Source organism: Pseudogulbenkiania sp. MAI-1 (assembly GCF_000527175.1).
In the GTDB taxonomy this organism is placed as follows: domain Bacteria; phylum Pseudomonadota; class Gammaproteobacteria; order Burkholderiales; family Chromobacteriaceae; genus Pseudogulbenkiania.
Genome location: NZ_AZUR01000001.1, coordinates 1,123,058 through 1,135,449, shown reverse-complemented (window position 1 = coordinate 1,135,449; position 12,392 = coordinate 1,123,058). Strand labels below are relative to the sequence as shown.

11 protein-coding genes are annotated in these 12,392 nt (G+C 65.1%); 1 reads left to right on the top strand and 10 read right to left on the bottom strand.

The window, feature by feature from the left end; all coding sequences use genetic code 11:
• Positions 1-9: 9 nt before the first annotated feature.
• The 5 genes from fliE to uvrB form a co-directional block, all read right to left on the bottom strand.
• Positions 10-327 (bottom strand): flagellar hook-basal body complex protein FliE, encoded by a 318-nt coding sequence (gene fliE, locus PSEMAI1_RS0105240; RefSeq protein WP_024301851.1) that lies wholly within the window; start codon positions 325-327, stop codon positions 10-12.
• Positions 328-329: 2 nt separating this feature from the next.
• Complete coding sequence (locus PSEMAI1_RS0105235; protein WP_024301850.1) at positions 330-1,709, bottom strand: sigma-54 dependent transcriptional regulator; 1,380 nt, start codon at positions 1,707-1,709, stop codon at positions 330-332.
• A gap of 10 nt (positions 1,710-1,719) precedes the next feature.
• Positions 1,720-2,415, bottom strand: a complete 696-nt coding sequence (locus PSEMAI1_RS0105230) for a CheB methylesterase domain-containing protein (protein ID WP_024301849.1) — start codon at positions 2,413-2,415, stop codon at positions 1,720-1,722.
• Between the two features lie 155 nt (positions 2,416-2,570).
• Positions 2,571-3,050, bottom strand: coding sequence for a low molecular weight protein-tyrosine-phosphatase (locus PSEMAI1_RS0105225; protein WP_024301848.1), 480 nt, complete (start codon positions 3,048-3,050; stop codon positions 2,571-2,573).
• Between the two features lie 20 nt (positions 3,051-3,070).
• Positions 3,071-5,083 (bottom strand): excinuclease ABC subunit UvrB, encoded by a 2,013-nt coding sequence (uvrB, locus tag PSEMAI1_RS0105220; RefSeq protein WP_024301847.1) that lies wholly within the window; start codon positions 5,081-5,083, stop codon positions 3,071-3,073.
• A gap of 173 nt (positions 5,084-5,256) precedes the next feature.
• On the opposite strand from uvrB, the gene PSEMAI1_RS0105215 reads away from it, so the two are divergent.
• Entirely contained in the window at positions 5,257-6,129 is an 873-nt protein-coding gene (locus PSEMAI1_RS0105215; RefSeq protein WP_024301846.1) for a serine hydrolase, read from the top strand.
• A 277-nt stretch (positions 6,130-6,406) separates the two neighbouring features.
• On the opposite strand, the gene PSEMAI1_RS0105210 is transcribed toward PSEMAI1_RS0105215, so the two are convergent.
• The 5 genes from PSEMAI1_RS0105210 to PSEMAI1_RS0105190 all read right to left on the bottom strand — a co-directional run bounded on the left by PSEMAI1_RS0105210 (position 6,407) and on the right by PSEMAI1_RS0105190 (position 12,332).
• Positions 6,407-7,456 (bottom strand): ABC transporter ATP-binding protein, encoded by a 1,050-nt coding sequence (locus PSEMAI1_RS0105210; RefSeq protein ID WP_024301845.1) that lies wholly within the window; start codon positions 7,454-7,456, stop codon positions 6,407-6,409.
• Positions 7,457-7,459: 3 nt separating this feature from the next.
• Positions 7,460-9,070, bottom strand: a complete 1,611-nt coding sequence (locus PSEMAI1_RS0105205; protein WP_024301844.1) for an iron ABC transporter permease — start codon at positions 9,068-9,070, stop codon at positions 7,460-7,462.
• 148 nt (positions 9,071-9,218) lie between these two features.
• On the bottom strand, positions 9,219-10,211 hold the full coding sequence (locus PSEMAI1_RS0105200) for an extracellular solute-binding protein (protein ID WP_036986203.1): 993 nt from the start codon (positions 10,209-10,211) through the stop codon (positions 9,219-9,221).
• A gap of 226 nt (positions 10,212-10,437) precedes the next feature.
• Positions 10,438-11,706, bottom strand: coding sequence for a flagellar assembly protein T N-terminal domain-containing protein (locus PSEMAI1_RS0105195; RefSeq protein WP_024301842.1), 1,269 nt, complete (start codon positions 11,704-11,706; stop codon positions 10,438-10,440).
• Entirely contained in the window at positions 11,706-12,332 is a 627-nt protein-coding gene (locus PSEMAI1_RS0105190) for an LPP20 family lipoprotein (protein WP_024301841.1), read from the bottom strand. Before PSEMAI1_RS0105190 ends, PSEMAI1_RS0105195 begins: the two co-directional genes overlap by 1 nt.
• Positions 12,333-12,392 lie beyond the last annotated feature (60 nt).

The window sequence follows — 12,392 nt, the reverse complement described above, 5'->3', positions numbered from 1 at the left end:
CAAGCAGCGCTAGATTTGAGTATTCATGATTTCCTGATAGGCGGATACCAGCTTGTTGCGTGCCTGGACCATGGTCTGGAACGACAGACTGGCTTTCTGCAAAGACACCATCACGTCCTGCAGGTTAACCCCTTCCTCCCCCAGCTCAAACTGCTTCTGCATTTCCTGCGAAGTCTGCTGAGCGGAATTCACCTGCTCGATAGTGGACTTGAGAACATCCGCAAAGTCAACTTGCGGCGTCTCCTGCGGCTGCTGCGTCTTGCCTGCCGCCAGAGCTGCGGATGCCCGCAACTCCCCCAATAGCTGGTCTATGCCCTGTGTCGCCATGCTTACTCCCTGCTGCCCGACACCCCGACCCGCCCTTCGTCCGCCGGCTCCATCGAGTCGTCCTCCCGATAGCGCTGCAGCTTGTAACGCAGGGTGCGTTCGCTGATGCCCAGTTTTTCTGCCGCGAGCTTCTTCACTCCACCCACGGCGGCCAGTGTTTCCAGAATGTGCCGTCGCTCCAGCGTCTTCATGTCGGACTCCGCTGGCGGGGCGACGGCAACCGGGGAAAAGGCAACCGGCTCCACAAGGCAGGAATGGTCCGGCAACATCAAGTCGGCGGCAAGAATTTCCGCCCCGGCGGCAAGAATCACCGCCCGCTGCATGACATTTTCCAGTTCGCGGATGTTACCTTCCCAACTATAGGCCGTCAATTGACGTTCCGCCCCGCCCGAAAGCCGGAGCGGGCCCCGTCCGGCGGCCTCCGCATACCTTTTAAGCATAAGCCGTGCCAGCGGCAGGATGTCGTCGCGCCGCGCCGCCAGAGCAGGGATGGAAAGCGGGAAGACGTTGAGCCGGAAATACAGGTCCTCGCGGAAGCGGCCGGCCTCGACCTCGCGCTGGATGTCGCGGTTGGTGGTGGCGAGCACGCGCACGTCGAGGCGGATGGTGCGGGTACTGCCGACCCGCTCCACTTCACGCTCCTGCAAGACGCGCAGCAGCTTGGCCTGCAGCGCGAGCGGCATCTCGGTGATCTCGTCGAGCAGCAGCGTGCCGCCCTGGGCCTGCTCGAACTTGCCGGGCAGCGCCTGCGCCGCGCCCGTGAAGGCGCCCTTCTCGTGGCCGAACAGCGTCGATTCCAACAGGTTTTCCGGGATCGCCGCGCAGTTGACCGCCACGAACGGCCCGGCCGCGCGGCGCGAGTGGCGGTGGATGTAGCGCGCCAGCACCTCCTTGCCGGACCCGCTGGGGCCGGAAATCAGCACGGTGGCGTCGCTTTGCGCAACCCGGCTCGCCAGCGAGAACAACTGGCGCATGGCGGCCGACTCCGCCACCACGCCGTCGCCCTGCTCGGCCGGCATGCGCAACAGATGCTTCTCGACCTCGGCGATCAGGCTGGCCGGCTCGAACGGCTTGAGCAGGTAGTGGGTGGCCCCGGCGCGCAACAACTCGATGGCGCGCTCGATCACGCCGTAGGCCGTCATCAGGATGAAGGGCAGGCCGGGGTGGCGCTTCTTCACCTCGTCGAACAGCGCGTAGCCGTCCATCGGCTGCATCTGCGCATCGGACACGATCAGCCCTACGATTTCCTTCTCCAGTACCGCCAGCGCCTCCCGGCCATCGCCGGCCTCGAGCGTGGGATAGCCGGCGAGACTCAGGGTATCGACGATGGCTTCGCGCAGGTCGGCATCGTCCTCGACCACCAGAATGGGTAAAAACGTCATGATTATCCTGTTATAACTGCGGCGGGCGCTGCTGGGCCAGCGCCACCAGACGGCCGGCGATGGCGGTCAGCGGCAGCACCTCGTGCGCCCCGCCCTGCGCAATCGCCTCCTTGGGCATGCCGAACACCACGCAACTGGCTTCGTCCTGGGCGATGTTGTAGGCACCCGCCTGCTTGAGCTCGGCCATGCCGTTGGCACCATCCCGCCCCATGCCGGTGAGGATGACGCCGATGCAGTTCTTGCCGACCAGGTTGGCGGCGGAGCGGAACAGCACGTCGACGGAGGGGCGGTGGCGGTTCACCGGCGGGCCGGCGTTGAGCGAGGTGAACAGGCCGACGCTCGGGCCGGCCTTGAGCAGCAGGTGCGAGTGTCCCGGCGCGATATAGACGGTATTGGCCTGCAACCGCTCGTTATCCTCGGCCTCCTTCACCGCCAGCTTGCACAGCGAATCGAGCCGGGCGGCGAACGACTTGGTGAACATCTCCGGCATGTGCTGGGCAATCAGAATCGGCGGCATGCCCTCCGGCAATGCCGTCAACAGTGCGCGCAGGGCTTCGGTGCCTCCTGTCGAGGAACCGATGACGATGACGGTCTGCTGCGCCAGCGACGAGCGCCCCGGCTGCCGCGCCAGGATGACGTCGGCCGAGTGGCAGGGGGCGACTTCTATGGTTGGTTTGCCGTTAACCACTTTCGGCGGAGTCCCCATGGGTTTCCTTTTTTTATGATTCTAGGGCGTGTTCACCGTAGCACGAGCCAAGTGGGTGGGGTTGGCCGAAGCAGAGCATCGGGGCACTCCGCCCCGGCGTTTTTCTCACTTGATGATAGCAGCATCATGCCGTCTCTGGCTGCACGCCGGCCGGTTCAACGCGGCAACGGGTCCTGCTGCAGCCGCTCGAGCCAGCCGTCACAGGCGGCCTCCAGCAGGTCGAGCACGTGATCGAAGCCGCTCTCGCCGCCGTAATAGGGATCGGGCACTTCCCGGTTGCCGCCCAGCGGGGCCAGCATCAGCGCCAGCTTGTGCCGCAAGGCGGGGGGGCAATGCTGGCGCAACGCGGTGAGGTTGCGCAGGTCGGCCGCCAGCACCAGGTCGAAGCGCTCGAAATCCGCCAGGCAAACCTGGCGCGCGCGCTGGGCCGACAGGTCGTAGCCGCGCCGTCGCGCCGCCTGCTGGCTGCGCGGGTCCGGTGCTTCGCCGACATGGTAGTCATGGGTGCCGGCCGAATCGACCTCGATCTGCAGCGAGAGGCCGGCCTCTTCCAGCTTGGCGCGCATCACACCTTCGGCGGTGGGGGAGCGGCAAATGTTGCCGTGGCAGACGAACAAAATGGAACGGAATGTCATGCGGTGTTATCTCGTGAACGTTACAGCTCGTTGATCCAGGCCTTTTCCTTCAGCGCCTTGAGTTGGTCGCGCAGCACCGCGGCTTTTTCGAATTCCAGGTTGCGCGCCGCCTCGAGCATCTCTTTCTCGAGGCTCTTGATTTCCTTGGCCAGCGCCTTCTCGTCCATCATCGCCACGCGCGCGGTATCGACCAGTTTCTTTTTCTCGGCCTCGGCGCTGTACACGCCGTCGATGATGTCCTTGATCTTCTTCTCCACCCCCTTGGGCACGATGCCGTGCTCGGCGTTGAAGGCGAGCTGCTTGGTGCGGCGGCGTTCGGTCTCGTCGATGGCGCGCTGCATCGAGTTGGTGATGCGGTCGGCGTAGAGGATGGCCTTGCCGTGCAGGTTGCGCGCGGCGCGGCCGATGGTCTGGATCAGCGAGCGGTCGGAGCGCAGGAAGCCTTCCTTGTCGGCGTCGAGGATGGCCACCAGGCTGACCTCGGGGATGTCGAGGCCCTCGCGCAGCAGGTTGATGCCGATCAGCACGTCGAACATGCCGAGCCGCAGATCGCGGATGATCTCGACACGCTCGACGGTGTCGATGTCGGAGTGCAGGTAGCGTACCTTGATGCCGTGCTCGGTGTAGTAGTCGGCCAGTTGCTCGGCCATGCGCTTGGTCAGCGTGGTGACCAGCACGCGCTCGTTGCGCTGCACCCTGAGTGTGATCTCGGACAGCAGGTCGTCGACCTGGCTCGCCACCGGACGGATCTCGATCTCGGGGTCGACCAGGCCGGTCGGGCGCACCACCTGCTCCACCACCTGGCCGGCATGCTGGGCCTCGTAATCGGCGGGCGTGGCCGAGATGAATACCGTCTGCGGCATCATGCGCTCGAACTCGTGGAACTTGAGCGGCCGGTTGTCGGCGGCCGACGGCAGGCGGAAGCCGTAGTCGACCAGGTTCAGCTTGCGCGCGGCGTCTCCCTTGTACATGCCGCCGATCTGCGGAATGGTGACGTGGCTCTCGTCGATGAACATCAGCGCGTTCTTCGGCAGGTAGTCGATCAGCGTCGGCGGCGGCTCGCCCGGACCACGCCCGGAGAAGTGCCGAGAGTAGTTCTCGATGCCCTTGCAGAAGCCCATCTCGTACAGCATCTCGAGGTCGAAACGGGTGCGCTGCTCGATGCGCTGCGCCTCGACCAGCTTGCCTTCGCGCTGGTAGAACTCGATGCGGTCGCGCAATTCCTGCTTGATCTGCTCGCAGGCGCGCAGCACGGTGTCGCGCGGCGTGACGTAGTGGCTGGACGGGAACACCGTGAACCGGCCCACTCTTTGCTTGGTGACGCCGGTCAGCGGGTCGAACAGCGTGAGCGTTTCCACCTCGTCGTCGAACAGGCTGACGCGCAGCGCGAGTTCGGCCGATTCCGCCGGGAAGATGTCGATCACGTCGCCGCGCACGCGGAAGGTGCCGCGCGTGAAGTCGAGGTCGTTGCGCTCGTACTGCATGGTCACCAGCCGCGAGATGATGTCGCGCTGAGGGATGGTCTCGCCGTCCTTCAGGTGCAGGATCATCTGGTGGTAGTCGGACGGGTCGCCGATACCGTAGATCGCCGACACCGTGGCGACGATCACGCAGTCGGGGCGCTCCAGCAGGCTCTTGGTCGCGGACAGGCGCATCTGTTCGATGTGCTCGTTGATGCTGGAGTCCTTTTCGATGAACAGGTCACGGCTGGGGACGTAGGCCTCCGGCTGGTAATAGTCGTAGTACGAGACGAAGTACTCGACCGCGTTCTCGGGGAAGAACTCGCGCATCTCGGAGTAGAGCTGCGCCGCCAGTGTCTTGTTGTGCGCCATGATGATGGCCGGCCGGCCGGTGCGGGCGATGACGTTGGCCATGGTGAAGGTCTTGCCGGAGCCGGTGACGCCGAGCAGGGTCTGATAGGAGAGGCCGTCGGACAGCCCTTCGACCAGTTGCTCGATGGCCACCGGCTGGTCGCCGGCCGGCGGGAACGGCTGATGGAGCTTGAACGGACTATCGGGGAAGGTGACGATCATGCTGCTCTCGGTCTGGGCGCTTGAGACGTCCATTTTACAAGAGTGCGCAGAGAAACTCCCGTCGTGCCGACGGGTCAGTATTTTTTGGCAATTTACCGTCACAAGGCCATGGCGGATTGTTTAAAATAAAAGTATTCGTTCCACCCCATCATGACGTACGGGAGCAGTTGATAATGTTGAGGAATTTTGCGGGCTGGCTGGTCGCCGCCGCATTGGCCCTGCCGTTTGCCGCAAGCGCCGAAAGCCAAGGGATTCGGGGCATTCAGGTTGCGGCCAATATGCCGAGCGCACCGCATCTGAAGTCGCACTCGGTGCTGGTGCTCAACGGTGCCAATGGCGAAGCCTTGTATCAGAAGAATACCGATCTGCCGCTGCCGATCGCGTCGATCACCAAGCTGATGACGGCGATGGTCACGCTGGATGCCGGTCTGTCGATGGATGAGCCGATCACCATCACCGAGAACGAGATAGACCGACTGAAGAACACCTCGTCACGTCTGGCCGTGGGCACCACGCTGCCGCGCCGCGAGATGTTGTTGCTGGCGCTGATGTCGTCGGAAAACCGCGCCGCCGCCGCACTGGCCCGTACCTATCCCGGCGGTACCCAGGCCTTCGTGGCGCAGATGAACCGCAAGGCGCGCGCGCTCGGCATGCACAACACGATCTTCTACGATGCGACCGGCCTCGAGGTGCGCAACACCGCGACCGCCATGGATCTGGCGCGCATGGTGCGGGCCGCCAACAACTACCCGCTGATCCGCACCTTCTCCACCACGCACGAACACGACGTCGTATCGGGCTCGCGCCGGCTGCTCCATTACAAGAACAGCAACTCGCTGGTGCGCGCGGGCGACTGGGACATTTCCCTGCAAAAGACCGGCTACATCCAGGAAGCGGGACGCTGCATGGTGCTGCAGACCACCGTCGGCTCCCAGCCATTGATCATCGTGCTCCTGGCCGCCAACGCCCCCTCGGCACGCATCAGCGATGCCCGCGCCATCCGCAACTGGCTGGAACGCCATCCGGGCACTTGGCTCGCGGGCTGAGTCAGGCCAAAGCGAGGCTTCGAGCGGCGGCATGCCGCTCGCGATGCCGACCGCTTAAAAAAAAAGCATCGTGCTCCCGATCAGGGAAACGATGCTTTTTTTATGGTTTCAGAACGTTTTCGACGCCCAAAACAGGGTGCAAGCCGCCATCTCGGCGCATCTTGAGCGCATTTTTTTTTCACACTCCCTCCAGGGCTCGATCCCACTATGGTGGATCGCCGAACGTTTCCAGCAGGAAATCGACGGGAGAGCCGAGCCATCCGCTAGGACGCATCGGCTATCCGCCGTGATGGAAGGCGATCAGGTGATCGAGCTCCAGGCGGATGCCGATCGGCTCGCCCACGGCGTGGTTGTGGTGGCTCGGCACCTGCGCCAGCACACGCTGGCCTGATGGCAGCACCAGCGTGTAGTGGAATTCGGCGCCACGGAACACCTTGGATTCGACCGTGGCGGTCATCGGACTGCTGTCGTCATGCTGCACGTCGTCCGGGCGCAACAGCACGTCCACCCGGTCGTTTACCTCGAAGCCCAGCGGCAGTATGCCGCAGAATTCGCCGATCTCCATGCTGATGCACTGCGGCCCGCTGACCCGGCCGGGCAGGAACACCCCCTGGCCGATGAAGTCGGCGACGTAGCGCGTGGCCGGTTCGTGGTAGAGCCGGTACGGCGTGTCCCACTGCAGCAGCCGCCCGCCCTGCATCACCCCGACCTGGTCGGCCATGGCGAACGCCTCGTTCTGGTCGTGCGTCACCAGGATGGCGGTGGTGCCTTCGTGCTTCAGGATGTCGCGTACCTCGCGCGAGAGGCGCTCGCGCAGGTCGACGTCGAGGTTGGAGAACGGCTCGTCCATCAGCAACAGCCGCGGGCGCGGCGCCAAGGCGCGCGCCAGCGCCACGCGCTGCTGCTGGCCGCCGGACAGCTCGTGCGGGTAGGACTTGGCCAAGCCGGCCAAGCCGACCACCTCGAGCATCTCCTGCACGCGCGCCGCACTGTCCTTGCGTCCGAGGGCGCGCAGGCCGAAGGCGACGTTGCCGGCCACGGTCAGGTGGGGGAACAGCGCGTAGTCCTGGAACACCATGCCGATATGGCGCTCATGCGCCGGACACAGGTAGTCCCGGCTGCTGATGACCTTGCCGTCGAGACGGATCTCGCCGGCGTTGACCGGCTCGAAACCGGCAATGCAGCGCAGCACCGTGGTCTTGCCGCAACCGGAACTGCCCACAAGGCAGGCGATCTCGCCCTTCTGCAGCGTGAAGCTCATCGCCTCGACCACCGTGGTGGTACCGTAGGCTTGGCTGACGGAATCCAATTCGAGCAATGCAGTCATGATTCAGGCATGATCTTTCTGGCGGGACAGCACGATGACCGGCAACAGGCCGGCCAGGACGATGGCCACTGACGGCAGCGCGGCGTGCTCCCACTGCCCTTCGGTGGTAAACGAAAACACCCGGACGGCCAGGGTGTCCCAGTCGTACGGGCGGGTCATCAACGTGATCGGCATCTCCTTCATCACGTCGACGAACACCATCAGCATGGCGGTGAACAGGCCGCCCTTGAGCAGCGGCAAGTGCACGTGGCGCAGCAGGCTCCAGCCGGAATAGCCGAGGTTGCGTGCCGCCTCTTCCTGGCTGCGGGTGATGCGCCCCATCGCCGCGTCGATGGCAGAATGGCCGACCGCCAGGAAGCGCGAGACATAGGCCAGCAGCATTACCAGCAGCGTGCCCTTGAGAATGGAAGTGGTGCCACTGCCCAGCGCGCCGCCGAGCCAGCCGAGCAGCAGGTTGTCGAGCCAGGCCACCGGCACGAACACCCCCACCGCCAGCACCGTGCCGGGGACGGCGTAACCGAGCGTCGCCAAACGGGCGAAGAAACGCGTGGCCGGCTGCGGGTCGCGCCGCTGGGCGTAGGCCAGCGCCAGCGCCACCACGGCCACGGCCAGGGCGGCCATCAGCGACAGCAGCACCGAGCGCAGCGCGTAGCCCAGCAGCTCGGTGTTGAAGTCCTCCACTCCGGCCTGCCAGGCCCACCACAGCAGTTGGCCGAACGGCAGCACGAAGGCCAGCAGCAGCACCAGGGACGCCCACAGCGTAGCCGCCCAGCGTTGCCAGCCGGCGAGCCGCAAGCGCGGCAACGGTGCGGCGCGGCCGGTCTGGGTATAGGCGCGGCGGCCGCGCGCACGCTGCTCGAGCCATACCAGCACGAACACCATCAGCACCAGCAGCGATGCCAGCTGTTTGGCCGCCTGCAGCGAGAACAGGCTGAACCAGGCCTTGTAGATGGCCGAGGTGAAGGTGTCGTAATTGAAGATGGCGACGGTGCCGAAATCGGCCAGCGTTTCCATCAACGCCAGCGTCACGCCGCCGATGATCCACGGCCGCGCCATCGGCAGCGCCACGTGCCAGAAACCCTGGACTCGCGACAGGCCGAACGACTGTCCCACTTCCAGCGCGCGCCGCCCCATGCTGGCGAAGGCGTTGCGCGCCAGCAGATAGACATAGGGATAGAACGCCAGCGTCATGACCAGCGCCACACCGCCGGTGGAGCGGAGCGACGGCACCCAGCTGGAGTCGCCGGTGGTGGCGCGCAGCCAGCTCTGCAGCGGGCCGGTGAAGTCGAACAGGCCGAGTTGGGAAAACGCCATGACGTAGGCCGGCATGGCAAGCGGCAGCATCAGCGCCCAGTTGAACAAGCGCCGTCCGGGAAACTCGTAGAGTGCGATCAGCCAGGCCAGCGGCACCCCGACCAGCAGCACCCCGCCACCGACCCCCAGCACCAGCCAGAAGGTATTGCGCAAGAGCTCGGGCAACAGGTAATGCTGCAGGTGGGCCCAGATGGCCCCGTCCGGCGCGGCCAGGGCCGCCAGGATGACCGAGAGCGGAATGACGGTGACGAGGCTGACCAGGGCAGCCACGGGACGCCAGCGACGCGCAGAGTGCGGCATGAAAACGATAGAAGAATGATAAAAGCTTGCAATTATGCGGCGAAAGGCCCGCGCAGGATACCCGCGAGTGCAAAGCGCCGCGTCAAAGGCAAAAAACCGGCGGAGAAACCTCCACCGGTTTTTTCCCAATCCGACTGCCGCCGGAAGCTTACTTGTAGCCGACCCGGTCCATCAGCATCACCGCCTCGGCCTGCTTGGCGCCGGCGTTGGAGACGTTGATCAGGTTCTGCTTGAAGCTGCCCCAGGCCGCCACTTTCGGGTCCGGCTTCACCTTCGGGTTGACCGGGAATTCCATGTTGACGTCGGCGAACAGGTTCTGTGCCTTGTCGGACGACAGCCATTCGATGAACTTGATCGCGCCCTGCTCGTTCTTGGCATACTTGGCCACGCCGGCGCCGGAGACGTTCACGTGGGTGCCCTTGCCCTTCTGGTTGGCCCAGAAGATGCCGATCGGCAGGTTCGGGCTCTTCTCCATCAGGCGGCCGTAGTAGTAGGTGTTGGCGAGGCCCACCTCACACTGGCCGGCGCCGATCGCCTCCAGCATCTTGGTGTCGTCCGGGAACACGTCGGCCGCCAGGTTGTCGACCCAGCCGCGCACGATCTTCTCGGTCTTCGCCGGACCATGTTCGCTCAGCATCATCGCCACCAGCGACTGGTTATAAACCTTCTTGGAAGTGCGCAGGCACAGCTTGCCCTTCCACTTCGGATCGGCCAGGTCTTCATAGCTAGACAGCTGAGCCGGCTTCACTTTCTGGGTGTTGTAGAAGATGGTGCGGGCGCGGATCGACAAGCCGAACCATTCGTTCTTCGGATCGCGCAGGTGGGCCGGCACGTTGGCTTGCAGCACCTTGGACTTGACCGGCTTGAGCAGGCCCATGTTGGACGCTTGCCACAGGTTGCCCGCGTCCACGGTCAGCAGGATGTCGGCCGGGCTGTTGCTGCCTTCGGCGCGCATGCGCTCCATCAGCGGGCCTTCCTTGTCGGACACCAGCTTGACGTCGACGCCGGTTTCCTTCTTGTAGGCCTCGATCAGCGGCTTGACCAGTTGTTCGGCACGTGCGCTGTAGACCACGATTTCTTCCGCCATGGCCGAACCGGCAAACGCCGCCAGTACCGCGGCAAACATCAGCTGCTTCTTCAAGATCGAGCTCCTATCCAAGTCAAGTATGAGTGAGAATCGCTATCAGCTGTGTACTATATACGTGCTAGGAATGATTATCAACTCAGCGTGTATCAAGCTTGATCCAAGACAACGTTTGGGCATAAAAACTGCGCCGGTTTCATCGAACAGGCCGGTCGACGGAACGCCGCCGGGCGAAATGGCCTGGGATAGCGGTGCGGCACCCTCTCCCACCAAAACTCGCTTTTTAGCGCGGCGGCAGGAAGCGCAGGTAGTCGCCCTCTTCCACGCCAAGCCGCGCGTTCTGTACCACGCCGATCGACAGCCCCGGCTGCACCTGGGTCAGCACCACGGTGCCGGACAGGGCTTCGGCGATGCCCAGCTCGCCGGCCGTGCCGGCACCGCGCAACGGGGCAGCCGGCTGCGGCTTGTAAATCAGCAGCCGGTCACCCACCGCGAGGCCGGCCAGGCCGCCGGCGTCGAGGTAGACCCGCTTGCCGCCCTCGACCCGAGCCACGCGCGCCGTGAACGGGATGCAGGCCAGGGTGTCGGCGGTCTGCTGTACCGCGCGGTCGAGCAACTGGTCCACGGCACGGCCGTAATCGCTGCGCCAGAACGCCGCCGAACCGAACGGCCGCGGTGCCGGCGGCGCCACCTGGCCGGTGCCGCTGGTGCTCAGGCGATGATTGACGAGCAGACCGCCGGTCAGGGCATCGTAGACCCAGACCTCGACGTCGAACTGGCGCACGGTCGGGCGGTAGCGCACCGCGCCACCCAGGAGGCCCGAGAACGGCCCATTGTAGAACACGCCCTGCTCGCCGCCGTGGTCGCCATCGAACAGCGAGGCGCGCAGGCCGCTGGCGGCTGGAGCGGTATCCAGCACCCGCCCGCCGATCACGAACTGCACGCCTTCGCGCCGTCCGATCTCGCGCACCATCTCGGCCCCGGCCTGCGGCTCGGCCAGTTTGGGGTCAGCCAGCACCGAGACCCGGCCGGCCTCGCTGGCCAGGAAGCGGCCGCCGGCAGACAGGCGGCGCGCCAGCTCGACCGGCAGCTGCGTGGCCAGCTCCGGCATGTCCGAGGCGTCGGCCGGGCGTTCGACGTTGAAATAGGTCGCCACCACGCGCCGCCGCAGCTCCCTCCCGCCCGCTTGAATGCACTGCTGACCGCCTGCTCGCACGTCGCCGGTGTCGACTTCCACCTCGACGTAGTACAGCCCGTCGCGCTGGTACTCGCGCCGTACCGTCACCTTGCCGGACAGCGGTGCGGCGGAGAGCCGCGTACTGTCGTTGAGCTGGCCGTTAGCGGCATACTCGGTCGATTGCAGGCTGGCGCCCTGTGCCAGCGCGGCCTGACGGATAGCATCCTGGATGGCCAGCTCGCGTGCCGCCGGTACGCCGTGGTCGAGCGTGGCGATGCCGGTGCCGAGCAGCTTGGCCGCTCCAGCCGGCGCCAGCGGCAAAACAAATGCCGCCACGAGGGCGGCAATGCAACGAAGACAAGGCAGATGCTTCATCACTGGGCTACATAGTAGTTGCTGTCGTAACGGCTGGCGCCGCAGTTGCCGTCGGTGCAGGCCACGCCGTCCACCGCGCTTTCCTGCGCCGCCTTCATCACGCTGCCGCTGCGCTCCAGCGCCTTCTTGTATTCGCGGTAGAAGTCGTGGTCGAGCACGATCTCGGCCACCGCCTCGGTGGTGCCGTCCGGCGCCATGGTGTTGGACAGGATCTTCACGCCGCGCAAGTAGGCATCGACGTAGGTGCGGAAGGCATCGTTGGTGGCCAGCATGTTGGACACCGCGCTATTGCCGACCAGCTTCATGCCCTGCACCTCTTCGGCGACGGCGCGGAAAGCGTCGAGCTTGGCGGCGCGCAGCCCCAGGAGCTTGCGCTGCGACGGGCTCAGGGTGTTGGTGATCGGCGCGGCGCCGACACCGGTGACGCGGATGGTGATCGGCTGATACGGGTTCACTTCCTTGACCACCACCTTGGGCGCTTCCGGCTCGATGCCGGCCCCGACGTAGCCGGTACCACTCATCGGCTCGGTGCTGGCGGCAGCGGCGGGCTGGCGCGGGGCGGCGCAGGCGCTCAGGCCGAGCGCCAGGGTCAACACGGAGAGACGGAGCATCAGGGCAGGTTTCATGGCGATTACCGAGGGTTGTTCTGACAGGATGGTATGAACCAATGTCATAGAGCGTCAACC

Bases quoted from the DNA above. Each gene is read 5' to 3' on its own strand.
- fliE (WP_024301851.1), bottom strand. From the start codon at position 327: ATGGCGACACAGGGCATAGACCAGCTATTGGGGGAGTTGCGGGCATCC.
- PSEMAI1_RS0105235 (WP_024301850.1), bottom strand. From the start codon at position 1,709: ATGACGTTTTTACCCATTCTGGTGGTCGAGGACGATGCCGACCTGCGC.
- PSEMAI1_RS0105230 (WP_024301849.1), bottom strand. From the start codon at position 2,415: ATGGGGACTCCGCCGAAAGTGGTTAACGGCAAACCAACCATAGAAGTC.
- PSEMAI1_RS0105225 (WP_024301848.1), bottom strand. From the start codon at position 3,050: ATGACATTCCGTTCCATTTTGTTCGTCTGCCACGGCAACATTTGCCGC.
- uvrB (WP_024301847.1), bottom strand. From the start codon at position 5,083: ATGATCGTCACCTTCCCCGATAGTCCGTTCAAGCTCCATCAGCCGTTC.
- PSEMAI1_RS0105215 (WP_024301846.1), top strand. From the start codon at position 5,257: ATGTTGAGGAATTTTGCGGGCTGGCTGGTCGCCGCCGCATTGGCCCTG.
- PSEMAI1_RS0105210 (WP_024301845.1), bottom strand. From the start codon at position 7,456: ATGACTGCATTGCTCGAATTGGATTCCGTCAGCCAAGCCTACGGTACC.
- PSEMAI1_RS0105205 (WP_024301844.1), bottom strand. From the start codon at position 9,070: ATGCCGCACTCTGCGCGTCGCTGGCGTCCCGTGGCTGCCCTGGTCAGC.
- PSEMAI1_RS0105195 (WP_024301842.1), bottom strand. From the start codon at position 11,706: ATGAAGCATCTGCCTTGTCTTCGTTGCATTGCCGCCCTCGTGGCGGCA.
- PSEMAI1_RS0105190 (WP_024301841.1), bottom strand. From the start codon at position 12,332: ATGAAACCTGCCCTGATGCTCCGTCTCTCCGTGTTGACCCTGGCGCTC.